Annotated in this window: 20 protein-coding genes; 4 read left to right on the top strand and 16 right to left on the bottom strand. The window is 58.8% G+C overall.

What is annotated here, in order from left to right; translation table 11 throughout:
- Window positions 1–187: 187 nt before the first annotated feature.
- Window positions 188–1,330: a DegT/DnrJ/EryC1/StrS family aminotransferase gene (locus A3A9_RS0120890; RefSeq protein ID WP_027060510.1), complete on the top strand. Its 1,143-nt coding sequence runs from the start codon at window positions 188–190 to the stop codon at window positions 1,328–1,330.
- A gap of 14 nt (window positions 1,331–1,344) precedes the next feature.
- On the opposite strand, the gene cysQ is transcribed toward A3A9_RS0120890, so the two are convergent.
- The 4 genes from cysQ to A3A9_RS39185 form a co-directional block, all read right to left on the bottom strand.
- Complete coding sequence (gene cysQ, locus A3A9_RS0120885; RefSeq protein ID WP_027060509.1) at window positions 1,345–2,136, bottom strand: 3'(2'),5'-bisphosphate nucleotidase CysQ; 792 nt, start codon at window positions 2,134–2,136, stop codon at window positions 1,345–1,347.
- A gap of 10 nt (window positions 2,137–2,146) precedes the next feature.
- On the bottom strand, window positions 2,147–4,084 hold the full coding sequence (gene cysN, locus A3A9_RS0120880; protein WP_027060508.1) for a sulfate adenylyltransferase subunit CysN: 1,938 nt from the start codon (window positions 4,082–4,084) through the stop codon (window positions 2,147–2,149).
- A gap of 2 nt (window positions 4,085–4,086) precedes the next feature.
- Complete coding sequence (cysD, locus tag A3A9_RS0120875; protein ID WP_027060507.1) at window positions 4,087–4,992, bottom strand: sulfate adenylyltransferase subunit CysD; 906 nt, start codon at window positions 4,990–4,992, stop codon at window positions 4,087–4,089.
- 119 nt (window positions 4,993–5,111) lie between these two features.
- Window positions 5,112–5,324 (bottom strand): hypothetical protein, encoded by a 213-nt coding sequence (locus tag A3A9_RS39185; RefSeq protein WP_033838698.1) that lies wholly within the window; start codon window positions 5,322–5,324, stop codon window positions 5,112–5,114.
- A gap of 162 nt (window positions 5,325–5,486) precedes the next feature.
- On the opposite strand from A3A9_RS39185, the gene A3A9_RS0120870 reads away from it, so the two are divergent.
- Together A3A9_RS0120870 and A3A9_RS0120865 are read left to right on the top strand one after the other, a co-directional pair.
- Complete coding sequence (locus A3A9_RS0120870) at window positions 5,487–6,758, top strand: O-antigen ligase family protein (RefSeq protein ID WP_027060506.1); 1,272 nt, start codon at window positions 5,487–5,489, stop codon at window positions 6,756–6,758.
- A gap of 17 nt (window positions 6,759–6,775) precedes the next feature.
- A complete protein-coding gene (locus tag A3A9_RS0120865) occupies window positions 6,776–7,729 on the top strand; it encodes an NAD-dependent epimerase/dehydratase family protein (protein ID WP_027060505.1) in 954 nt (317 codons plus the stop codon).
- Here A3A9_RS0120865 and A3A9_RS0120860 read toward each other — a convergent pair.
- Together A3A9_RS0120860 and A3A9_RS0120855 are read right to left on the bottom strand one after the other, a co-directional pair.
- Window positions 7,708–8,262: a sugar transferase gene (locus A3A9_RS0120860; protein ID WP_202596398.1), complete on the bottom strand. Its 555-nt coding sequence runs from the start codon at window positions 8,260–8,262 to the stop codon at window positions 7,708–7,710. The two genes, A3A9_RS0120865 and A3A9_RS0120860, sit on opposite strands and share 22 nt — an antisense overlap.
- A 115-nt stretch (window positions 8,263–8,377) precedes the next feature.
- Window positions 8,378–10,366, bottom strand: coding sequence for a nucleoside-diphosphate sugar epimerase/dehydratase (locus A3A9_RS0120855; protein ID WP_027060503.1), 1,989 nt, complete (start codon window positions 10,364–10,366; stop codon window positions 8,378–8,380).
- Window positions 10,367–10,844: 478 nt separating this feature from the next.
- Between A3A9_RS0120855 and A3A9_RS0120850 the strand changes: the two genes are divergently transcribed.
- Window positions 10,845–12,272, top strand: a complete 1,428-nt coding sequence (locus tag A3A9_RS0120850; protein ID WP_027060502.1) for a phosphomannomutase — start codon at window positions 10,845–10,847, stop codon at window positions 12,270–12,272.
- Window positions 12,273–12,351: 79 nt separating this feature from the next.
- On the opposite strand, the gene A3A9_RS0120845 is transcribed toward A3A9_RS0120850, so the two are convergent.
- The 10 genes from A3A9_RS0120845 to A3A9_RS0120795 all read right to left on the bottom strand — a co-directional run.
- Window positions 12,352–13,284: a glycosyltransferase family 2 protein gene (locus A3A9_RS0120845; RefSeq protein WP_027060501.1), complete on the bottom strand. Its 933-nt coding sequence runs from the start codon at window positions 13,282–13,284 to the stop codon at window positions 12,352–12,354.
- Window positions 13,285–13,461: 177 nt separating this feature from the next.
- The gene (locus tag A3A9_RS39180; protein WP_063827785.1) at window positions 13,462–14,391 is read right to left on the bottom strand and encodes a glycosyltransferase family A protein; all 930 of its coding nucleotides are present in this window, start codon (window positions 14,389–14,391) and stop codon (window positions 13,462–13,464) included.
- Window positions 14,388–15,686: a class I SAM-dependent methyltransferase gene (locus A3A9_RS42780; RefSeq protein ID WP_051371055.1), complete on the bottom strand. Its 1,299-nt coding sequence runs from the start codon at window positions 15,684–15,686 to the stop codon at window positions 14,388–14,390. The genes A3A9_RS39180 and A3A9_RS42780 overlap by 4 nt, the downstream gene beginning before the upstream one ends.
- The gene (locus A3A9_RS0120825; protein WP_027060500.1) at window positions 15,686–16,522 is read right to left on the bottom strand and encodes a TylF/MycF/NovP-related O-methyltransferase; all 837 of its coding nucleotides are present in this window, start codon (window positions 16,520–16,522) and stop codon (window positions 15,686–15,688) included. The genes A3A9_RS42780 and A3A9_RS0120825 overlap by 1 nt, the downstream gene beginning before the upstream one ends.
- A complete protein-coding gene (locus A3A9_RS0120820; RefSeq protein ID WP_027060499.1) occupies window positions 16,519–17,871 on the bottom strand; it encodes an ABC transporter ATP-binding protein in 1,353 nt (450 codons plus the stop codon). Before A3A9_RS0120820 ends, A3A9_RS0120825 begins: the two co-directional genes overlap by 4 nt.
- Before the next feature lie 83 nt (window positions 17,872–17,954).
- On the bottom strand, window positions 17,955–18,740 hold the full coding sequence (locus A3A9_RS0120815; protein ID WP_202596397.1) for an ABC transporter permease: 786 nt from the start codon (window positions 18,738–18,740) through the stop codon (window positions 17,955–17,957).
- A gap of 19 nt (window positions 18,741–18,759) precedes the next feature.
- Window positions 18,760–19,965: a glycosyltransferase family 61 protein gene (locus A3A9_RS0120810; RefSeq protein ID WP_027060497.1), complete on the bottom strand. Its 1,206-nt coding sequence runs from the start codon at window positions 19,963–19,965 to the stop codon at window positions 18,760–18,762.
- 38 nt (window positions 19,966–20,003) lie between these two features.
- A complete protein-coding gene (locus A3A9_RS41830; RefSeq protein WP_051371052.1) occupies window positions 20,004–23,552 on the bottom strand; it encodes a glycoside hydrolase family 99-like domain-containing protein in 3,549 nt (1,182 codons plus the stop codon).
- Window positions 23,549–24,457 (bottom strand): dTDP-4-dehydrorhamnose reductase, encoded by a 909-nt coding sequence (gene rfbD, locus A3A9_RS0120800; RefSeq protein WP_027060495.1) that lies wholly within the window; start codon window positions 24,455–24,457, stop codon window positions 23,549–23,551. The genes A3A9_RS41830 and rfbD overlap by 4 nt, the downstream gene beginning before the upstream one ends.
- A partial coding sequence (locus tag A3A9_RS0120795; protein ID WP_027060494.1) for a GDP-mannose 4,6-dehydratase occupies window positions 24,454–24,849 on the bottom strand: 396 nt, incomplete at its 5' end. The genes A3A9_RS0120795 and rfbD, both read right to left, overlap by 4 nt.

Here is a 24,849-nt window from a genome sequence, read left to right as displayed (position 1 = left end):
ATTGCGCCTGACGAAGCCCGGATTTCCGGCATCTCGCCAGGAGTCGCGTAAAATCAGAGGTAACAGACTGCGGCACCTCAGCAATTCGCGGATCTGCGTGTCCGGCTTTCTCGGCAGGCGCAACTCTGGTACCAGCGGGCCGTTATCTGGCTAAACCGCCTGGTTCGAACCGTTTTTTGAGGCCGACATGCAGTTCATTGATCTTGGCGCGCAGCGCGAACGCATCCGCGACCGGCTGAAGGCCGCAATCGACCGTGTCGTCGAAGAGGGCCGCTATATCCTCGGGCCGCAGGTCACCGAATTCGAGAACAAGCTTGCCGCCTACATCGGCACCAAGCATGTCGTGGCCTGCGCCAACGGCACCGATGCGCTGCTTTTGCCGCTGTTTGCCGCCGGTATCGGCCCGGGCGACGCGGTGTTCGTGCCGAGCTTCACCTTCGCTGCCACGGCCGAAGTGGTGGCGCTGGCCAAGGCGGAACCTGTTTTCGTCGATGTCGATCCCCACACCTACAACATCGACATCGCCAGCCTCGAAGCCGCCATCGGCATGATCAAGAAGGAAGGCCGGTTGAAGCCGAAGGCGATCATCCCGGTCGATCTGTTCGGCCTTGCCGCCGACTATGACGCCATCATGGCCATTGCCAACCGCGAGGGGCTGCTGGTGATAGAGGATGCCGCCCAGTCGACGGGCGGGTCGCTTGACGGCAAGATGTGCGGTGCCTTCGGCCATGTCGGCGCGACCAGCTTCTATCCGGCCAAGCCGCTTGGCTGTTACGGCGACGGCGGCGCCATGTTCACCAACGATGACGAGTTGGCCGACAAGCTCAGATCCTTCGCCTTCCACGGCAAGGGCGAGACGCAATACGACAATGTCCGCGTCGGCATCAATTCGCGACTCGACACGATCCAGGCGGCGATCCTGATCGAAAAGCTGGCCATTCTCGAAGACGAGATGGTGGCGCGCCAGGTGGTGGCTAACCGTTACGCAGAAGGGCTTGGCGACATCGTTACCGCAGCCCGCAACCTCGACGGCAGCCGTTCGGCCTGGGCGCAGTACGCCATCGAAACGCCCAAGCGCGATGGTCTGAAGGCGCATCTCGGCGAAAAGGGCATTCCGTCGGTCATCTACTACGTCAAGCCGCTGCATGCCCAGGTCGCCTATCGCGACTACCCGCGCACGCCGACCGGTCTTGCCGTGTCGGAAGACTTGCCGAAGCGCATCCTGTGCCTGCCGATGCACGCCTATCTCAGCGAGAACGACCAGGACCGGATCATCGAGACAATCCGCAACTATATCGGCTCGAACTCGGCGCAGGCCGCGGCCGAGTAACCACCCCGCTGGTTTCAGGCGGGGCTGGCCCCTGCCCTGCCGCTGGCGATGAAATGCGGATTGGCAAAATCCTCGTCATCGGCCTGGTCGCGTTTGCCATAGACCAGGGGTTTGCCATCCAGCGTGCGTGTCGTGCCGCCCGCCGCGCGCAGCACCGCGTCGCCGGCGGCCGTATCCCATTCCATGGTGCGGCCGAAGCGCGGATAGACGTCCGCCTCGGCGCTGGCGAGAAGACAAAATTTCAAGGAGGATCCGACCGAGACGATCTCGGCGCTACCGAGGTCGCGAATATAGGCTTCGGTTTCCGGCGTGTTGTGGGAGCGGCTGGCAACCACGGCGAGCGGCACTGCTGCCGTTCTCACCGAAATCGGCCGGCGAGCGACGATCTGGTAGTCGGCATCGATTTCGAGGGCTTCCGCCCTGCCCGGCAGGCCGGAAAAGAAGCGGCCCGTGCAAGGCGCAAAGACGACGCCGACTTCCGGCACGCCATGGCGGACAAGCGCTATGTTGACGGTGAAATCGGTGCGACGATTGACGAATTCCTTGGTGCCGTCGAGCGGATCGATGAGGAAGAAGGTGTCGCCAAGATCGGTCGGCATGATGCCGGCCGCGGCTTCCTCCTCGGCCACGCAGGGAATGTCGGGAAATGCGGCGCGCAGGCCGGCGAGAATGATCTTCTCGCTTTCGCGGTCCGCCTCGGTCACCGGCGAGGCGTCTGATTTGTGGTCGACCGCGCAGCCGGCGTGAAATACGCGCATGACCTCGCGTCCGGCGGCCAGCGCCAGCTGCTCGAAGATGTCGAGCATCGGCCTGTCGTCAGATGCCGCCGCCGTTGTCGTATTGGTCTTCGGCAATGTCACGCTCATTCAGCCAGTGTTCCAGGGCGTCTACCATCTCTTCCGCCGATCTGCCGAGCGTCTTCAGATGGATTTCCGGTTTTTCCGGCGCTTCGTAAGGCGAATCGACGCCGGTGAAGTTCTTGATCTCGCCATTCAGCGCGCGGGCATAGAGGCCCTTCGGATCACGCCTGGCGCATTCCTCGAAAGGCGTGTCGACAAACACCTCGATGAACTCACCATCGGCCATCAATTCCCTGGCCATGCGCCGCTCGGCACTGAACGGCGAGATGAATGAGACAATGACGATCAGTCCTGCATCAGCCATCAGCTTGGCGACTTCGGCGACGCGGCGGATGTTCTCGACGCGATCGGCGTCGGTAAAGCCAAGGTCGCGGTTGAGACCGTGACGCACATTGTCACCGTCCAGAATATAGGTGTGGCGGCCGGTGGCGAACAGCTTCTTCTCGAACAAATTGGCGATGGTCGACTTGCCGGAACCCGAAAGCCCGGTGAACCAGAACACCGCTGGCCGCTGGTTCTTCATGTCGGCGCGCACGCGCTTGCCGACATCGAGCGACTGCCAGTGGATATTTTCGGCGCGACGCAGCGAATGCAGGATCATGCCGGCGCCGACCGTGGCGTTGCTGATGCGGTCGATCAGGATGAAGGCGCCGGTGGTGCGATTCTCGGCGAAGGGATCGAAGGCGATCGGCGCCCGCGTCGAGATGTTGCAGATGCCGACTTCGTTCATCTCCAGCGACTTGGCCGCCTCATGGGCAAAGTCGTTGACGTTGATGCGGTATTTCAGGTCGGTGACGGTGGCACTGGTCTGGTCGGTTTCAGTGCGCAGGATGTAGGAACGGCCGGGCAGCAGCGCATGCTCGTCGAACCAGACGATGTTGGCTGCGAACTGGTCGGCGACCTGCGGCCGGGCGGCCGGCGAAACCAGCATGTTGCCGCGCGAGACCTCGACCTCGTCGTCAAGAACGAGCGTGATGGCCTGGCCGGCCACCGCCTGTTCAAGATCGCCGCCATAAGCGACAATGCGTTTGACATGCGACGACTTGCCGGATTTGGCGACAACGACCTCGTCGCCTTGCGCGATGGCGCCGGAGGCGATCGTGCCGGCAAAACCGCGGAAATCGAGATTGGGGCGATTGACGTATTGCACCGGAAAACGGAACGGCTGCTCGACGGCAGCCTCTTCGACCGAAACGGTCTCAAGGTGCTCGATCAGAGTCGGGCCGGAATACCATTTCATGTTCTGCGAGCGGCCGCTGACGTTGTCGCCATAGCGGGCCGACATCGGGATCGGCGCGATGGTCTGGAAGCCGAGATCACGCGAGAATTGCCGGTATTCTTCGACGATCCGGTCAAAAACCGCCTGATCGAAATCGACGAGATCGATCTTGTTGACGGCCAGCACGATGTGGCGGATGCCGAGCAGCGAGGCGATGATCGAATGGCGCCTGGTCTGGCGCAGCACCCCTTGCCGGGCATCGATCAGCACGATCGCCAGATCGGCGGTCGAGGCGCCGGTCGCCATGTTGCGGGTGTACTGTTCGTGGCCCGGCGTGTCGGCGACGATGAACTTGCGCTTCGGCGTGGCGAAGAAGCGATACGCGACGTCGATGGTGATGCCCTGTTCGCGCTCGGCCTCGAGGCCGTCGACCAACAGAGCGAAATCGATGTCGTCGCCGGTGGTACCATGCTTGCGCGAATCGCGTTCGAGCGCGGCGAGCTGGTCCTCGAAAATCTGCTTGGTGTCGGACAAAAGGCGCCCGATCAGCGTCGACTTGCCATCATCGACCGAACCGCAGGTCAAGAAGCGTAGCAGCGACTTCTTCTCCTGTGCGGCCAGATAGTCGCGGACGCTGTCGGTGGGTGCGAGGCTTTTTGCCATGATGTGGCGCATGGTCAGAAATACCCCTCGCGCTTCTTCTTTTCCATGGAGCCGGCTTCATCACGGTCGATCAGGCGGCCCTGCCGCTCGGAGGTGCGCGCGGTCAGCATCTCACCGACGATGGCTTCAAGCGTGTCGGCATCGGATTCGATGGCGCCGGTCAACGGATAGCAGCCCAAAGTGCGGAACCGGACCAGCCGGTTCTCGACCGTCTCGCCGGGGCGCAGTTTCATACGGTCGTCGTCCTTGAGGATCAGCATGCCGTCGCGTTCCACCACCGGCCGTTCCTTGGCGAAATAGAGCGGCACGATCGGGATATTCTCCTGCAGGATGTACTGCCATATATCGAGCTCGGTCCAGTTCGACAGCGGGAAGACGCGGATCGATTCACCCGCTGCGATGCGCGTGTTGAATATCTTCCACATTTCGGGCCGCTGGTTCTTCGGATCCCACACATGCTGGGCGTTACGGAAAGAGAATATGCGCTCCTTGGCGCGTGATTTTTCCTCGTCGCGGCGGGCACCACCGAAAGCGGCGTCGAAACCGTATTTGTCGAGCGCCTGGCGCAGCGCCACGGTCTTCATCACATGCGTGTGGGTGTTCGAACCGTGATCGAACGGGTTGATGTTGTCGCGCACGCCGTCTTCGTTGACATGAACCAAAAGGTCGAAGCCGAGTTTTTGCGCCATCTGATCGCGAAATGCGATCATCTCGCGGAATTTCCATGTCGTGTCGACATGAAGGAACGGGAACGGCGGCTTGGCCGGATAGAACGCCTTCATCGCCAGATGCATCAAAACGGATGAATCCTTGCCGACCGAATAGAGCATGACCGGCTTGGCGAAGGCGGCCGCAACCTCGCGGAAGATGTGGATGGATTCGGCTTCAAGCCGCTGCAGATGCGTAAGCGCTATTGTCATCGACTGTGAGCGTTCTCTCGTGCTTTCTCGCAGAAGACCTTGCGTCAAATGATGGGGCCTTTATGGCCGATTCAAGCTTCGCTTCTGGACAACGTGTTTCGTGCGGGCGTTCTAGCAGATCAGCGCACGGCAGAACAATGCAAGACAAGCCCCGGCAGCAGCCGGTTCGAGAATGAATTTTCCACGCTTTCGCCGGAACCCGGAAATTTCTGTTCGCAAGGCCCTGGCCCGAAGAAACGCAGGAAAAAAATTGCTCGGGAGAACGTGATGACAAACGCTTCTGGAGCCATTTCCCAATCGACGACCGCCGGGCCGCCGATTTTCGGTGACAACCAGCCCCGCCGCACTATCGAAAAGACAGCCCAGCCACTATACAAACCTCCGGAAGCGGGCAAGATGCGTCATCAGGCATGGGCAATTTCGAGGCGAGCACATTCGGTTCCGCTGGACAGGATGTGCCGCCTAGAGCTACTCGAGAATAGCGAGCCCGAAACTTGAACCGGCTTTCGTCCATGAGACCGCAACTCACGCCGTCGCGGATCAATATCTACTTCTCCACCCTTTGCTTCTTTTTTCCACCGGTCCTGGGATCGCTGGTTAGCTTCGCGTTCAATGGCGGCGGCCTGTGGTCCGCCCTGTTGATCGCCTTGAAGAAGAGGCGCTTCAACACCGACAGGGCGATGATGGCGCTGACGATCGCGATCTATGCCTATTGCGCGGCCAATCTCGTGGCGTCCATCGTCAACAACGCGATCGTCCAGGATGCGCCACGCCTTATTCCGCTCGTGACGTTCCTGCTTTTCCCCATCTCCTATTCGACCTGGAGCATCTCGCAGAAAACCACGCTTGTCCGCATAATCGTGTTCAGCAGCCTTGCCGCCTGTTTCGTCGCGCTGCTGCTGGCCGTTGTCCAGCAATATTGGCTGGGGATGAGGGCCAAGGGCGGGGCCGGCAATGCGATAGTGTTCGCGGAGGTCCTCTCCCTTGCCGTAATGGTCTGTGTGGCTGGAGCCTTGTCGGGTATCGAGAGACACAGGAACGCCTTTATCTGCGCAGCGCTTAGCGGGACGATCGCCATTGTCTATTCCGGGACGCGCATTATCTGGCTGTCGCTGCTGATCGCCGGCATTGCTGTCTTGCTGATCAACCAGCAGCGGCTGAGAGGCAGGAATGCCGTTCGCCTGCTGTTGCTGCTGTTGGCGGTTGGCGTCGTGGTCGCGGCTGTCGGCTTCCAGACGATATCCGGGCGTGTCGACTTTCTGCGCGCCGACTGGGATGCACTTGGGACACAGGGCAACTACAACACCTCGTTGGGTTTCCGAGTTGCCCTTTGGGACATAGGCCTGAAGTCGTTCCGCGAGACCCCATTGTTCGGACATGGCGTGGGCGCCACCCAGTACTTGATAAAACAGGGCTTTCGGGACCAGTTCGGGATGGATGCCGGCTTCAATCATTTCCACAATGGCTTCCTGACCGCCTTGGTGCAGGCCGGAATCCTGGGCGCGGTGACGCTGGCGGCGATCTTTGTGGTTGCAGCCAGGAATGCCGCCTTGGTCCTGCGCAACAGCGCGGACCCGATCGAGCGGTTCGGCGCCACCATGATTGTCATCGTGGTGATTACCTATCTCACAGCCGGAATGACAGGCATCCTGGTTGGTCACGACATTCTAGACTCTGTGCTGATGGTGTTTCTGGTAAGCGGAACATATCTTGCTTCTGGCCGCCAGGTTCTGCTGGCGGAAGCTCTCCCACCAGTTCCCCATTAGCCGTTGCGGGCAAGGCAATGAAAGTCCTGGTTACAGGCGCGACAGGCTTCATCGGCCGCCAGGTGGTCCATCGGCTTCATCTGGCCGGCATCGAGCTTCGCCTTGCATCCCGCCACCCGGAGAAACTTGATCCGGGCTTCGATGCCATGCCGATGCCCGGTTTCGATGCCTCGGCCGCGGCCTTCCTTGCACTCACCAGCGATGTTACCGACATTGTCCATTGCGCCGGCCTGAACAATGATCAGGGCAACGCCACCCAAGCCGATTTTCGGGCGGCCAATACGGAACTGAGCGCACGGCTGGCGCATGCCGCGGCCACGCAGGCAAGCGGACGCTTCATCCATCTCTCCTCGACCCGGGCCGTGATTGGCGCGCGCGTCAGCGCGACGATCGACGAGAACACGATGCCCGATCCGCAATGCGCCTATGGGCGCTCGAAGCGTGAAGCGGAGATCAGGGTGCTGGAAGCCTATGCGTCGCATGGCCGCCCCGACGCCACGGTGCTGCGGCTGCCCCCGGTCTATGGCAGTGGCATGAAAGGGAATATGGCGATGCTGATGCGGCTGGCCGACACGGCCTTGCCGCTGCCGACAGGCGCCCTGACCGGAACCCGCTCGCTCATGTCATCGCAGTCGGCGGCAGGCGCGATATGGCATCTGCTGAGCCATTCGGAGCCGCTGCGCCCGATCCATGTTGCCAGCGATGTGCCGCCGGTTTCGATCGCTGCCATTGTCGGCGCCTTTCGCTACGGTTTCGGGCGGCCGACGCGCCTAATGGCCGTGCCGGCCGGGCCACTGCGGGCAGCCGCGATCCTCTTGGGCAAGCGGACATCCTGGGACAGCATGACCGCGACGCAGATATGCGACCCGTCCCTGCTCGTATCCGAAGGCTGGCTGCCGGAAACAGGCACGCTTGAGCGGCTGGCCGAGATAGCGCGGCTCGGAAACGCTCAACCGCCTCCGCTGCGATAGAGCGTTCCAAACAGGATACGAAGGTCGAGCCAGAATGACGCCGTCCTGAGATAGGCGGCATCCGTTTGCGCCAAAAGCCGCGGATTCGACATGTCGATGCCCCTGATCTGCGCCATGCCGGTAATGCCCGGACGTGCTGCCAAAACCCCCAGCCGCCTGCGACGCTCGATCAATTCCGTCTGTGTCGGCAGACATGGGCGCGGTCCGACCAGGCTCATCTCGCCCCGCAGAACATTCCAGAATTGCGGCAGCTCATCGAGCTTGAATTTCCGCAGGACCCTTCCGACCGAAGTCACGGCATGCGCGGGCGCTTCGTGCGACGGCAAGGACGGCGTTCCCTGATACATCGTCCTCAACTTGTGGCAGCGAAACAACGCGCCATCGCGGCCGACCCGCGTCTGGGAAAAAATCGCCGGACCGGGCGACGATGCCCGCACGGCCAGGACGCAGAGCAACAAAACAGGGGACGTCACCAGCAACAGCAGGGCTGTCGCGACGAGGTCGAAGGCTCGCTTCGGTCCCTTCACGGCCATCCGCCAATGCTCCCTGTTCACTAGAGCAATTCCCCTGGGAATTGCTCTGACAATGCCGGCCGGGGGATCGATTTCAGGGCAAAGCCTCGCCGTTCGACCACCCGCTGCAACGTATCTAACCCGCTTGCCCGACTGTTCTCGTGCCAGTTTCCTGCAGCGTGTCGGGCGCTGATGTCTCCGGCCGATGGAGTTCCGCCAACACGGCAAGGGCGGAAGCCTTGTCCTGGTTCTTCATTGCAGCCTGTAGCGCAGCCAACGCGGCTTGAACCGTCGGCCACGCCACGACATCGGTCCTGAGGCCGAAGATCTTGGCGATGTCGAGCGTGACGACCTCTTCATTGGCGCCCTGGAGCGTCTCATGAAGCTTCTCACCGGGCCTGATGCCGGTGAAACGGATCGGGATATCCGTATAGGGCGTCTTGCCGGCCATGCGGATCATGGTTTCCGCGACTTCGAGAATCGGCACGGGTTTGCCCATGTCCAGCATGTAGATGGCATAGTCGTCCTTGCCGTTGCGCGACTGTGCGTCGGCGGCCGCCATGATGACGAGGTCGACAGCTTCCGCCACCGTCATGAAATAACGCGTCATGCGTCGATCGGTAATCGTGACCGGACCGCCGGCTTCAATCTGTGCCTGGAAGATCGTTGCCACCGAACCATTGGAGCCAAACACGTTGCCGAACCGCACGGCAATGAACTTGGTGCCGGAACGGCGCCCATCCGGTGCGATTGCGTGGCTTTCGTGCAGGGAACTGACGAGCTGTTCGGCCGCTCTCTTTGTGATGCCAAGCACCGAGGACGGATCCACAGCCTTGTCGCTCGAGATGAGCAGGAATTGCGGAACGCCACACTTGGCGGCAACCTCAGCGCAGACAAGCGTGCCGAAAACATTGGTCTGGATGGCCGATTCCCAGTTTTCCTCGAGCAGCGGAACGTGCTTGAGCGCGGCGGCATGAAAGATGATGTCCGGTTTGAATTCCGTGACGACGCGCGTCATCTGGCGCCGGTCCGCGACATCGACGATGCGAACCTTGAGGCGATCATGGTCCTTCTCGTCGACATACTGGCTCAGTTGGAAGATGCCGAACTCGGAATTGTCGGCGACCAGCACCGCCCCTGCCCCGAGTTCCAACGACCGCTTGACCAGCGTGCGGCCGATAGATCCCGCACCTCCCGTCACCAGGACGCGCTTACCGCCGACGAAGGCACCAATGCGCTCGATATCGGACGGCACCGTCGGGCGGCGCAGGATCGTTTCCATCTCGACTTCGTCGAGAACGAGCTTGCCCTCCTGCCCCAGTTGCGAAAGCCTCGAGAACTGGGCAACGGCGATGCCGCCATGCCGGGCGACACGCACAAGCTCGGAATATTCCTCGATCTCATGTTCGGCGCCGCTGCCGAAAATAAGCAGGTCGATGCTCCTGGTGCCGGCGGCGTAGTCCTCCAGGACATCGATCAGGCGCGGCCTCGTCGCCACCACGGGGACACCTTGAATGCGTGTGCCCAACGGCGCACCGCGCTCTGTCGCCATGATGCCGGCGATGGAATGGTCTGATGGCTCTGCCGTGCGCGTGAAACGAATGATCAGGTCAGCCTCGCCGAGGCGGCCGACAAACAGCGCCCGCTTGGCCTGCGCTTTACCGGTCTTGTCGGTGAGGATGCCCCAGCTCGCGCCGTCGCGAAGAAATCGGTAGAACAGCCGAGGCGCCGATATGATGGTGAAGGAAACGAGGAAGAAGACGATGAACTGGCGCTCGTTGAGGCCAGCGACGGGCTGGATGTAACGAGCCAGCAGCGAGACGCCATAAAGAACAATCGTCAGAATCCCGCAACTCTTCAGAATGTTGAAAAAATCCGGGGTCGAGGCAAAACGCCAGATCGTGGTGTAGAGACCACAATATCTGAACAGCAGGTGGCTGATGACAACGATGCCAAACCAGGTGGCCAAGCCCTCATAGGAGAGCGCCTCGAACGAAAGATTTGACCGTGAGAGGACCAGGCTGAGCGCTACGGCGACCAAGACCATGACAAGATCCTGGACCATGATGATGGCGCGTCGCATCTTCGGCCGACTTCCGGACACGGCTTGCAAATAGGAAGTCATTGGCCAGTACTGAACTCCAGGCGAAAGGACTTGAAGACTACATTAGCGTGAGATCAATTGACATACGTCACTAACCACCCGTTGAAGTCCAAATCCTCAGCCCCCGCTGCGACCCATCGCATAGCGTGGAGTTGCCGTCGTCGCCAGAGTTTTCTTTCACTGGCGGTGGGATTGGACTGAAGTCGTCGACCAGGATATCACGCAACAGCAAGGGCAAAGTGGCTATGGCTCATAGAGCTTAAGGACGGCCAGGTGACCGGCGGAAAGATTTGAGGTGCACGCTGTTGCCACGGGCAGGTCCGGCGATGCAAATTGGCAGCCGTTTGACGCATTTTCACAGCGCTGCCCTTACCCTTTCGTTCGATGCACAGTTGCAAGCTCTCAAGGAGAGCCCTCGCCGGACGGGCAAGCGATTTCGGTTGACAGGGGAACCTACCGCAATATGACGGCCTTCCCTCTCACCACTCAAAGCGAAGCGATGAAATTTGGATCGAGTGGCCTTCGAGGCTTGGCTTCGGAACTGGTCGGGAACCCGAGCGGACTTTATACCGAGGCGTTTGCCTGGCGCCTGGCTTCCGCCGGAACCCAGCCGAACGCCATGGTGCTGGTGGGTCGTGACTTGCGCGATAGCAGCCCCACCATTGCCGCCAACTGCATGGCAGCCCTGACGGCAAGCGGGCTTCAACCGATCGATTGCGGCGCCATTCCAACACCGGCTTTGGCGCTGTACGGCCAGCAGCATGGCGCAGCGGCACTTATGGTGACGGGTTCGCATATCCCCGCGGACCGCAACGGCATTAAGTTCTACGGCCCGCACGGCGAAATCAGCAAGGCCGATGAAGCCGCCATGGCACAATACGCGGCGGAAAGATCGGAAGTCTATCGCGCTCCGCCGCAGCCAGGAAGCGCTATACCAACACGCCATGATCAAGCGATCGCCACCTATCGCGCGCGCGCCGAGATGATATTGGAGCCCGGCTCCCTTTCCGGCAGAAGGGTCGGCGTCTACCAGCACAGCTCGGTGGCGGCGGATCTGCTAGTCGAGATTCTCCAATCGCTTGGCGCCACAGTAACGCCTGTCGGGAAGTCCGACACCTTCGTGCCCGTTGACACGGAAGCTGTGAGCCCGACCACACTAGCAAAATTCAAACGTTGGGCTCGGGAATTCAACCTGGATGCCATCGTGTCGACAGATGCCGATGCCGATCGTCCGCTCATCGCCGACGAGAATGGCGATCTTTTTCGCGGCGACCTGATCGGCCTCGCCACGGCCTTGTTCTTGCGGGCGGACGTCGTCGTGACGCCGGTGACCTCCAACTCAGGCATTTCGAAAGCTTTCGGTTTCGAGGTCGTGAGAACGAAGGTCGGATCTCCCTTTGTTATCGAAGGGATGGAAGCATCATACGATGCCGGTCGCATCGTCATCGGCTTCGAGGCCAATGGCGGCGTCCTCCTGGGGTCGGATTGTTCGTTGCGCGGAAAGACGCTGACGGCATTGCCGACACGCGATTCATTGCTGCCGATCCTCGCCGTCCTGGGTCTGGCCGGGGCGACAGGAAATACGCTGTCGCAACTGCGCGCGGTTTGGAAGCTTCCGGTTTGCGCAAGCGAGCGACTTGAAAACTTCCCGGTGGAGAGCTCGCGCGGCTTGATGCGCCGACTCGCGGATCGGGATGCACTGCGGCAATTTCTGGCGCCTCTCGGGACCGTTGCCGAAGTCGACGAGACGGACGGCCTCCGGGCGCGGATGCAGACTGGCGAAATCGTCCATTTGCGCCCTTCCGGCAACGCGCCCGAGCTTCGCTGCTATTCGGAGGCTGCAACCCCTGACAGAGCGGCTGCGATCGTGGCCTTGACGCTTGAAAGGGCGCGGGCGACCACGGCCAAGCAAGACCCCATCCGATAGCGGTCACTACATTCGCCGGAGCATGAATGCGAGAACTGTGGCGGCGTTCCCTGACTGCGCGCCTTGAAGCGGTTCGATTTCAGATGCGACCAAGGACGAATGCCAGATAAAGCCCCAGGGTGCCGGCAAAGGTCTGCCGATAGACACCACTTCCTTGCAGAGCGCGCAAGCGCTGGAACAGACCGCCCTTTCGACCGCTAGCGAACAGGTCAAGGCACGCCGCGGCATCGGGCGTAAGGAGGTCGCGATTGGCCGCCAGGCCGGCAAGATTGAGATCGGTCCAGTCGGCGAACCCACCCTTGAACAGACGGCCAAGCCGCGAGATCCTTGCCCGCCACGACACGTTGGCGCCGACAAGGTTTGCCGCATGCTGCCGATAGCGCACCAGGGGCCGCGGGTCGTAGTGGACGACGCCGCCGGCGCCGGTGACAACCAGATAGGCCCACCAGTCGTGGCTGACGAAGCCAGTGCGTGCCGAAGCCCTTGCCAACAGATCGAGCGCCGCGCGGTTGAGCAGCATCGTGTTGCCGCCGGCGATGCTTTGCACAAGCGCGTTGCGAAAGGACGGCGGACGGCGAAACAGCGGCGAATGGCCGATAAGGCTTCCCGTTTCGGTCATGGTCGCGGTTCGCGAGCAGAACATCAACGGGGTTCCCGCATCGAATGCCTGCATCCATCGGATGGCACTTTCCAGCCTGTCCGGCTCCCAGACATCGTCCTGATCGCTGAAGGCATAACAGTCGGCATCGATGCGCCGGTCCAGTATCATCGAACGGAAATTGGCGGCGAATCCTGCGCGCGGCCCCTCCACCAAAGTGATTCGACCTTTTGTCCAGCGGGACTTCCAAGCTTCGATGATGGCAATGGTGCCATCGACAGAGCCATCGTCGGAGATCCAGAGATCGATGAGCGACTGCGACTGCGCAAGCAGGGACTGCAACTGCTCACCAATGAAGGTCGCGCCGTCCTTGGTGCCCATCAGCACCGCTATGCGCAAATCTGCCCTATCCACTGATGTCAAACACCTTGCTTGAGATTTTCATTCCGGCGGGATCAGGCCCTTTGTCGGAAGTGAACCGGGCGCGGCTCGCCTGCCCGGCGATTCGGAATCACGGTCATCTGTTGTCCAGGCTTCATCACGCCTTGCAATGCCCACGCTCGGATTCCACGCACTCGGTCAGCACGCCGGCTACCGCGTCAGCCCTGCCGAATTGTAGTCGCCGAGGCCAATCCTTGCAAATTTCTCGGCCTCTGCACGGAGAGGCCCAAGATAGATCGGATCAAAGGAAGGCGGCTGGTAGCCGTATTGAAAAATCGAGAGATACTCGGCCGCGAAGGTGGAATGATGCACCTTCCCCGACGTTGCTACACCGCCATGAACTTGATGAAATGTCATGTCCGACAGCAGGCATATATTCTTGGCGTTAGGACGTTGCACGTATCGTGCGAAAATCTCGAGGTTGGCCAAGCCGGCGCCCGGGGAAACGAAGCCTTCATGGAAACCGCCCATCCTGTCGAGGAGATGGCGCGGTACCGAGAATGCGTTGCTTTCCACGATCGGCTTCCAGAAGCCGTTACTGGAAGAGCCCGCAAATACGGAAATATCGTAGAGGGCGGACGGTTTCGAGGGCCAGCCGCTTTCCGCGATCAGCCTGTCCTCGACGTCCTCATTATACCCTTGGGTCGTCGAGACCATCTGCACGCTTGGCCCGAGATGACAGCCCAGTGTGTAGACGAACGCATCAGCACACATTGAGTGTGCCCTCAAAGTATTGGCGATCAATTGATCCGAAAAGATGCGGGCTCCGTCGATGGCAAATAGGATATGCGTGCCCTTGGCCACGTGCCTTGCTGCCCAATTGAGCGCAAAGACAGGGGACGGTCGCGGGCTAGGCATGCTTACGATCCGGGGGGCCGGCAACAGAACCGCGCTTTCGGATAGTGTAAAAGGAACAGCCGAGCCATTGTCGACGACAATAACCTCATAGTCCTCGGGCGAGACATTTTTTTGATAAGGAAGGCAAGCAGACAGGATCGTACGCGGCGCCTCTCTTGCCATGTCATGGATGCAGATGATCACCGAAAGGAACGGTCGACGCTTTCGTGAAAAAAGCCTCATGTCCGTCGTAGATATCCATTGGGGTTGTAAGTCATGTTGCGGCCGAACATATCACAGTAGGCAACGTCTATTTCAAAGGACCGGGAGCCTCTTGCAAGAAATTCCGCAATCGCCCTGTTGGGCCCTCCCTGATATTGGGCCGACCATCCGAGATCGTCGAGCACGCCGTCTTCCATGACGAGATACTCGCCAGTGCGAAGATGCTCTTCGAAAAACTCAAGAACCGAGGTGCACACGGCATAGCTATGAGCCGAATCCTCGATCACCAACCAGGGCCGGGGCAAGTCAAAAAGTCCGTGCTGGCGGAACGGAGTCTCAAGATTGGCGGCATCGCCTTGAACGAACCGAATTTCTTCCGAAGCGGGCAGGCCCGGCTGATCCAGATCGATCGAAACAATCTGGGCCTGGATATCCATGGCCCCGCACATGTCGCGGAAAAGCATGGCGCTTCCGCCATGCTTCGATCCGATCTCGATGATCGATGCAGGCCGGAGCTGGTCCAGGAGCCGCAGATAGATTGCGATGTCGACAGGGCTTTTTAGACACGGAATGCCGCGGTAACGATATTCCATAGTCCCGGCGTGGTAAGCAGGGAGATCAGCGCCAACCAGGCCCGTCGCGTAGCTTCGTTTCGAGCGGCGCTCCTTCAATCGCTCAAGATCGGCTTGCAATGAGGCCGCCGGCTGCGGCGCGACAATCCGAGTGATTTCCTCGATCGTTTCCAATTGGTAGCGGCCATTCAGAATCCCGGCCTCGATGTCGCGATAGGCTTCCGTGAGGGTGGCGTCGCCCGGTCTCAATCCCGAGACGATGCACAGTCCCTTCATCTCGACATCGTATGTTTCCACGATCAGGTCAGGTCGAAATTTCCGCAATATCGCAACCAGTTTGTAGACATCGCCAGTCCAGACCTGAGTGTTGCGCTCACGGCTCGTGTGAGCAATGTCGCGCGGCAAGACATCGTCGATCACAATGATGCCCTGCGCGTGGCTCGCACGCTCACAATTGATGAAGTCGCGGAGCGCAAACTCCGCATTGTGCATGCCATCGATAAATGCGAGATCGACCGGGCCGCACACCAGCGCGGCGACGTCACGCTTGAAGAAGTCGTCGCTCGTCTCCGCGAACAAACGCGTTGGCGCCTTCAGTGGCAGCCTGATTTCATAGTCCGGATCGACCCCGATCGACGGCGCCTCAGACAAAGCAAGGCTGTGGCCGAAACGCGACCCGATTTCGAGATAGTTTCGGGGTCGCAATATCCTGTGTATCGACGAGAGGGCTTCAAGATAATCCATCACGCCGCCTTGCGAAACCAAACGCCCGTCCAGTCGACCTGGTGCATTTGAGGAAGATCACGCGACGTCCGCGCAAAATAATCTGCCACCGCGAGACGACATTGCTCTATGGCGTAGTCATCGATGATGACGATGCCGCCTAGCGAAACCTTGTCGTAGAGCGCATCGAGGGAGTCCATAGTCGATTCATAAAGATCACCATCCAGGCGAAGCAAGGCAATTTCACGCGTCTGGAGTTGAGGGAGCGTGTCCTTGAACCATCCTTTGGCAAAAACGATCGAATCGGACTCCAGCCCGTAAACGCCAAAGTTCTCGCGAACAGTTTCCTCACCTACCGCAAGCTCGGGATAGACTGTCTTGCTCAGGTCGAGTCCGGCATCCTGTGCAAGGCTCGGAGGAGGTAGTCCTTCGAAGCTGTCGGCGACAAATATCCGGCGGTTTTCGGCTGGGTTAATCCTCAGGTATCCCGCCATGAAAATGCAGCTGCCGCCGCGCCAGACACCGCACTCGACAAGATCCCCGGGAATGCCGTCGTCAACCACTGTGTCGAGGCACTCATGCAGCATGTCCAGACGTGCCCGTCCGATCATCGTATGCGAATATCCGGCATTGTGGATACTACGGCCAAAGAACCTGCCATCGGCACGCCCTGCGACCATCTCGGTATAGGCATCGGCACGTTCATGGCGAATATCGTGCAGCACGCGGGGGTCAAACACTTCGGAGCCGGCAATGCAGTTGCGCAGATAGATGATGCGAAGCTCATTATCGAGATACACACAGTTGAGCAGCGAGCGCTTCAGAAGATCGAGATAAAACTCGCCCGGGTCCCTCATGCCGAAAACTCCTGCCCGCCAATGGTTTCCATCGTGATCGACTGCATAGGGATGCCCATCAGGCCTTTTGCCACATGCGATGAGAGAACGTGGAAAAAGATGGCGTCTTCGACCCGGTGCTGCTTGATGTGTTCCGCTTGGTTTCCAGTGGCCAACGCGACCGTAATTCCATAATCTCCGGTCGGCAGATAGGGCATCTGAAACGCGAATCGGGCAACTATCGTTTCCCCGGCTTGTATGATGATGTCATGGTCGTGATAGGTCAGGAATGTATTGTCGGCAAAGACAGCCTGGCCACGTCGGTCACGAACGGTGAAACCCAGGATTGGACGCTCAAGGTTCGCATTTGCCTTTGCCTTGATCTCGAAGACGATGCTCTCCCCACCCGAAAGATTGGTGAGCGGTAGCCCCGCCGGACTTCTCAACCCTGCAGAAACAATCGACCCCGAGCGGGTACCGATCCAGGCGGCGTCATCGTCAAAATCGAAGACTTTGATTTCGTTGGCGAGCGAGGACGACCGCAGTATTTCGGAACGATGGTCCGGAGGCGGGGGGGGCTCGGGCGGGCGCTCGCCGCGGCGACCGCCAAATTTCAATTCGGCCGTGCTGTCGCCTTCAAGCTCGATCGCACGGCGGTACTCATCGCAGACCTCCTTGGTCTCACCGATCATGCGGATCTTGCCTCCGTCGACCCAGACGACGCGGGAACACAGGGCCATCACCGAACCTAGATCATGCGCGCACAACAACAGCGTCCCGCGCGATTTGAACTCGCGGATGAAACGCATGCATTTCTGAGAAAAGGCCAGATCACCAACGGCCAGGACCTCGTCCACGAGAAGAATTTCCGTCGGCAGATGCGCGGCGACGGCGAAGGCCAGGCGTGCGTACATGCCACTCGAATAGGTCTTGACCGGCTGATCGATGAAATCGCCGATGCCCGCGAACTCCAGGATCGAACCCATTCTGGCTTCCGCGTCGGACCTCGACATTCCGAGGATCGCGGCGCCGAGATAGGCGTTCTCGCGCCCAGTGAAGTCCGGGTCAAAGCCCGTCCCAAGCTGCAGTGAGTACAGCTTGCCTTTTTGTTCGATCGTGCCTGAGGTCGGTAGCAAGTTGCCCGCAATCATCTGAAGAAGCGTGGATTTGCCGCTACCATTGCGGCCGATGATGCCGATCGTCTCACCCTTAAAAACGTCAAACGACACTCCGTGTATGGCCGGATATTCCCGAAACCTGCGAACACGGCCGAAAGTTGCCATTTGAATCAATCGATCCTGGGGGCGCGAGTAGATACGAAACACTTTCGTCACATCCTGCAGATGGATAGCAACATCACTGCTGGTCATAGCCGACGATCCAATCAAGACGAGAAACGCTTCGACATATCGAGCACGCTCGCGGAAATGCACGAGCGTCGGCGTCAAACCTGTTAGAGAACATCGGCAAAGCCTCGGCGAGTCCTCTGGAAAAACTGATAGCCGAGAAAAGCGATCGCAATGGCCGCGATCGAATAATTGCCAAGCGCCATCCAATCCGGCCACACCCCGAAGAGAACCGTGTTGCGAAAGTTCTCTACGGGAATAGCGAGCGGATTGAATGAGAGCCATGGTTGCAGCCAAGTAGGGAGGGCTGTCCTCTGGAAAAAAACCGGGGAGAGGAACATCGTCGCCGTCACAAGTGGGGTCACGATCTGGCCCATGTCACGAAAATAGACGCCGATCGATGACAATATCCAAGCTATGCCAAGCACCAGCACCACCAGCGGCGCCAGTACCACCGGTGCTAGCACCACCGTCAGCGGAATGCTCCCGAAGATCACGTAGGCGAATACCAACAGCACGAGCAGGCTCACTGCAGCGTGGAACAAGGCAGCACCAACCGAAACCACAGGCAGAATCTGGATCGGAAACACGACCTTCTTGACGTAGCTGGCATTGGCGACGATCAGTCCTGGCGACTGCGAAACGACCTCGGCGAAAAACTGGAAGACGATCAGCCCGCAAAACAGGATGACCGCAAACTCTCCCGTCGAATGCGTGGCGGCCTGTTGGTCAGGCATCGTCCATCGTGACTTCATCACCACGCCGAAGACAAATGTGTAAACGGCTAGCATGAAGAGCGGATTAAGCAGCGACCACAACAGCCCAAGTGTCGATCCACGGTAACGACCAGCGACCTCTCGACGAGCCAGGTCAAAAATAATACGAAGATGCATAATACTCTTCCGGTCCTCATCAATTGCGTTGAGAAACCAGACACTCTTCCGCAGCATCCAGCGCCCGTCGAAGCTCGGCGATATCTACTGAGAAATCGAAGTCTGCATGAGGGTGCTCTTTTCCGCCGGCCGTGAGCCCATGTCGAGAAGCCTCCGGAACGCTGCAAAAAATGACTTTCCAGTCGTGGCCCAGAAAATAGCTGGTCGATCGAATCCACTGGTCGAAGTAGCACTCCGGCATGATTTCCAACACCTGGCATCCAGGCGGACAAAATCCAATGTTTGCCAGCGCAGCTCCGGTCTGAGCCACCACGACTTGCGCATTGGAGAAAAGTCCAATCTGCTGCCGAATGTCGAAGATTTCTGGCCTAACCAGCAAGAAACCCCGCGATTTCAACAACTCTTCGACGGCGTCCTGGTTTTTCATCGCCCTAGTGCTGCCAGGCGGTCGCTGAATATAGATTCTTTTTGGTGCGGTGTCCTGATATGCCACGTTCATGCGCAGCGTATCAAAGAGCGGGCGGCAGAACCGTGTCGTATACGAGATATGCATCGATACGAGTGTCGTCCCCAATATCGAGCGAAAGCGGGTCGGGCGATCCACCTCGACAACGCGCTTGTCAAGACCAAGGACGGACAGAATCCCCCTTTGCCAGGAATTCAGCTTCTGGGTTGCAATAAATACTTCTGTCTTTGGTGAAACAACGTTGTAAATAATATATGCTGCCTGCAGTCCATCGAACATGAAATGCCCATAATTCGAGCTCCCTACTCCAAAACTTGTAACAACGTCGGCATCAATATCCGTCAGATCATTAAGGTAGGAAGATTGGAGCCCGGCTCCCTTACGAGACAGGTAGGGCTCAACAAACTCGACGCCACCAAAATAGTGCGCATTCTCAACAGTTGATTGAACCAGTCCGTTGTCCTGGGTGATCACCGCACCTGTGGCAGGGAGCAGGGTCGCGCGATCACACGCGAATGAAGCGACTGACTTCATTCGCGTTTCGCTCTTTATAGTAGACATCATTGGAGCGGCGTACCCGTCGCCGAAAACGTTCGCTCCGACACGAAGACCGTGCGGCGTCGTGCCGACCCATCGCTCGGGCTCTTGGATAATGACCCTGTCCGAAAAAGGAAGCGATCGATCCAGCAATTGAAACAGGTCGTCAACTTGGTGGAATCTTCGGCAATCCACCTCAGAGATTTCAACGGAAGCGGGCAAAAGGCTATCCTCGGCGTGATTTCACAACAGTGCAGACATTACGCATGCGGGTAGCTTTCTGCCGGAACGACGCCTCTGCCGATCATCTCCAAATCCATGCCGGCGTGCGATTCCTCGATCTTCATTCCCAATGAAACGGCACTCAACGCAAAGCCTCGTTCTAAGACATGCGCAAATGTACCATCCACCTGACCAGCCTCAAGGTCAAACAGGTCGTCAGCCACGAGCGGCTGAAGTTGCGCCATGCACGCCGTGCGCGCGGCAAACATCGTTCCTGCAAAGAAGCCCTCGCGCAGGATGCGCTCCTCCGTAAGCCCCAGTTTTTCGGCCAGCCAGACCAGCCGGGAATGGTTCGAACCGAGGTATGTCGTCATGGAAACGAAATGCCCGGCCGGGCCAATCATTCCTAAACGGGGATCGGCTTCAAACCTCTCCAGGGAACCGTTCAGAGCCTCATAGGACAAAACTTTTCTCACCAGATCCTGCCGCCAGAAGTCTCCGTCAACGCGATGCGGAGACTTCTTTGTGTGCACCTTGACGACATAGGGAATATCCTCCCGCAGCACCTCGGGAAGAATTTTAAAGAACGGCAGGACATCTCGCCCACGGTTTTCGACCACCTTCAAAAGGAAGGGGATGCTATATTTCTCGAGACAATTTCGTACCTCGCCCTCGCTATCCTTACCCGTCGTAACAAAAATCTTGATTGGAAAAGGATTCTCTGAAGCAATATCCAATATATCCGACAGTAATTCCGGATAGTAGGCGTGAACGACCAAAGCAACACGAGGGAAAAGCTTCATTGCCGGCAACGCGTTTATAGCTGCGGCAGGGAGGTATTCCGAGCGGTGATTCAAAAACACTGCGTTCCTTACCGCTCTAAGATAGGCGAATTCATCTCTGTCGTCTGGCTCTAGGTAGGCGCCTTCCGCCCACTCATTCCAGGCGTTTACGAATACCAACCTTTCATCGACTCGTTGAAACCGCTGCAAACTGTCATCGACGGCGTTTTTCAACCATTCTTCGAATAGGCGGGGGCTGTTGTTGACGAATATGTTGCCTTTGTTTTTACGCCGCGCCGTATTGTCCCATGCTGGGCAGACCCCCCTGAATGTGACATAGCTTGAACTGGCGTAATTCAGGCTGCGCTTCAACAAAGCAGTCCAATCGTACACACGACCGCCGAACTTAGGCACAAAACCCTGAACCTGATCGGTAATATCGGGAGGTGCCGAGTTGTTGGGAGGAAACTCAACCGCAGCATCGAACCCGTAGTCGGCAGGATCTGCCTGCTCGAAGGATTGCGTACAGGCGAGGAAAATCTCCCCGATACCATTCTCTCGACACCACGTACGCCAACGTGTTGCCGTGTCCCTGGCCGAAGGAAAGAGACTCGGGCGGTAGACCAAAAGCAGAGGCTTGTCGCCGATACGAATATAGCGGTCGTCCTGCATGAATCGAGCGATCTCGCGAATGAATGCGATATCATCGTCGGGCGAGTGGTTCTGGCCAATCAGAATGTCGCTCTCAAGCCCATCCCATCGCCTGCTCCAGTTCTCATTCGCCCAGCATAGACAGAACGGGAAATCGAGAGTGGTGTCTGCGAGGTAATTGTCGACGGGTTTTTCCAACAAGCGCTTCCCGCCGAACCAGTAAAAATAGAAACAGAAGCCCTCGATTCCTGCGGAAGAGGCCATCTCTATCTGTCGCCTCTGAACATCGCTTTGTAACAAATTGTAGTATCCGAGGTCTGCTGGGTTCCTTGGCTGGTTGTGTCCTTTAAATTGAGCTTGGGCCGGAACTACATTTGACCACTCAGTAAATCCCTTGCCCCACCACGCATCGTTCTCAGGAATTTCGTGAAACTGAGGTAGATAAAAGCAAATAATCCTGGCCAGCTTCTGATCTACCCGACCCGCGATCGATATTTTTGGCCTCGCTTTCACTTCCAAATTATCAATCTGCCTGTTCGACAACCACTGCCTGTAGGTGTCAAATTTCTCAAAAAACCAAGGGAGGTTTTTGAACAAGGCAGCCTTGAGAACCGCTTTACGGTGCCCCCCGATCGGAGCACGGCGCCACAATGCGACGAGGCCTCGCTCGGTCGCGGAACGTACTTTCGATGGGAGCTCGACCTGAAACCGCCTTACGTACCTCAAGCCAGCGGTCACGCGCCATGAGCTGCTTTTCTGAATCGCCGAAATCAAGTCAGATTTACGCCCGGCATCGAGGCGCAATACCTTGATGTCCTGGTCAATCTGATCAACTTTTGCCTGCAAAGCCTCTATGTATTTATACTTCTCTCGGATGTCTGCGAGATATTTTTTCTCATTCGTGGCAATCAAAACCTCAGCCTTCTCCTTCTGTAATGAGAGCGCTTTTTCTAAGGTCTCAGCAGCTTCGGAGAACGCAGCTTCCGATCTCCTGGCCTCCGCAGCACTTTGTTGCAGCGCACGGATCTCTTGCTGAGCCTCATCTCTTTGCGCAGTCCAACTTGACCTCTCCGCATTAAAACCATGCAGCATCGTGTGTTTGGAAGCGCTTAGTTCTCTTATTTCTTCGACTTTTTGATTCAAAAGCTCCCGAAGCTTTCCTTCCAAAAACCTGAACTCTTCACTTTTCTTTTTCAGCTCCGGGAAAACGGCTTCACCAAAAACAAGCGTCTGCGCGTCGAATTCAGCTGTAATGCCATCGAGAATGGCTAGCGCTCGGGTATCGTTCGGGTCCGCTTCCAACGCTCGAAAAGCTGTGTAGGCTTCTTTGACCCAAGGAAGCACCCGTTCGTCGGCCGAAAGGCGGTCATCGTTTATCGCGTGATGTCTGTGGTCGGAGGATAGATACGCATCAATCTCCGGCCCGACCTCCTCGAACGACCTGGACCAGCCTGACGGCAGAGTGGTGATGATTTTTGTCAGCTCCAAGCGCCAATCGACCATCATGGCGTCATATGAGACGAAGACACGCGACATACCCCGCGTTGCGCGCTCGGCTTCAATTTGATGTCGCAGCCAAAGCAGCGAGCCCGTTGCGAAAGTCGAGCCATCTCGCTTGCTGAGAGATGCTATGACCTCCAGCGGATTGCGAATGGCCAGTACGTAGTGCAGTTGAAACTTTTTCTTTTTTAGAACAGCGGCATAAAGCTGCACAAAGCGAGAAATTCGCGGCTCCTTGAGAACGATCGCCGAGGCATTTCCGTATTCTTCATCGACAATTCGGGAAATTTCCGTTTTGTAGAACAGGATGCGTGAACGTCCCAGATCTCCTGGGTCGAAGCTGCGCCAGTCGTCCCAGCGGCTGCCGGCCTCAGCGAGCATTTTCTCATTGAGATGGTTGAGATTCGTCGGCTCCCAATAGCCGCTGGCATTGCTGTCGTCCGGATTAAGAACCTGATGCGGAAGCGCCGCGCCCAAAAGGCTGATGACCCTCGTCAACGCGCTCGTACCCGAGCGGTGCATGCCGAGCACCATGATGCAGATACGCGGCTCGGGCTTTGTAGCCTTGGCGCGCTTCTTCGGCGTTGGTTGATCGATCCCCCGCGCGCCGGGCGTCGCGTCATGCAATTGCTCAGGTGACGGATGCTTGTTCATGCCGTCAAAGCCTGTTTCGTCTCGCCAACCACAACCCGGCGCACCACGGCTTCCGTCGATTGCCGCCAGTCCGGCGCGGTCCAGCCGAAGGTGGAGGCGAATTTCGTGGGCGATAGCCGGGAATTGGCGGGGCGGCGCGCCTTGGTCGGATAGTCCATCGTAGCAATGTCTCGTATCCGCGCCCAAGGGCCACCAAGCACGCCACTTGTGTCAAGGATATGACGGGCAAAGCCGCTCCAGTTTGTGTCGCCCGTGCCGGCCAGATGGTAGATGCCGAACGCGGCAAAGCGCCTGTCGCCATGCAGCATTGCCGCCGCATGCATGATCGCGTCGGCGATATCAAGCGCTGATGTGGGGTTTCCCCATTGATCGGCCACCACCGAAATCTCGTCGCGGTCGGCGGCCAGCCGCAGCATGGTCTTGACGAAATTCCGGCCGAACGGACTATAGACCCAGGCGGTGCGCAAGATGAGGTGGCGCGGACTGGCGGCGGCGACCGCCTGCTCACCGGCGAGTTTGGAGGCTCCGTAGACACCGAGCGGCGCCGTCGCGTCGGTCTCGATGTAGGCACTGCCCTTCGAGCCGTCAAAGACATAGTCGGTCGAGAGATGGATGACAGGAAGGCCGAGCCGCGCTGCCGCCTCAGCCACCTTGCCGGCGCCTAAGGCATTCACGGCAAAGGCCAGATCGGGCTCGTCCTCGGCCTGGTCCACGGCCGTGTAAGCGGCGGCCGAGACGACGATATCCGGTTTCGCCGCGGCGATGGCATCAATGACGGTCTCGGGCCTTGCCAGGTCAAGCTGCGGGCGGCCGAGGGCGACGACCTCCACATCGGCGCGCGCCTGGCCGACTTCCAGCAGGCTAGCCGCGACCTGGCCGTCGCGTCCGGTGACAACGAGCCTCACGCGCCCACCTTGCGGGCTTCACCCAGTCTTTCACCGGCGTAGCGCTGCTCGCGGATCGGCCCCCACCACCATTTGTTGTCGAGGAACCAGTCCACGGTCCTGGCCAGGCCGCTGTCGAAATTCTCGCTCGGCGCCCAGCCGAGCTCACGGCCGATCTTGGAGGCGTCGATGGCGTAGCGGCGGTCGTGGCCGGGGCGGTCGGCGACGAAGGAGATCAGCTCGCGGTAGCGCATGCCGCCGGCCCTGGGACGCCTGATGTCGAGCAAATCGCAGATCGTCTCGACGACGGCGAGGTTCGTGCGTTCCGAATTGCCACCGACATTGTAGCTCTCGCCCGGCGTGCCCTTGGTGGCGACCAGTTCCAGCGCCCGTGCGTGATCCTCGACGAACAG

Source organism: Mesorhizobium loti CJ3sym (assembly GCF_000472785.1).
Lineage (GTDB): Bacteria > Pseudomonadota > Alphaproteobacteria > Rhizobiales > Rhizobiaceae > Mesorhizobium > Mesorhizobium loti_E.
The sequence above is the reverse complement of the archived record's forward strand: the minus strand, read 5'-3'. Positions and strand labels throughout refer to the sequence as shown.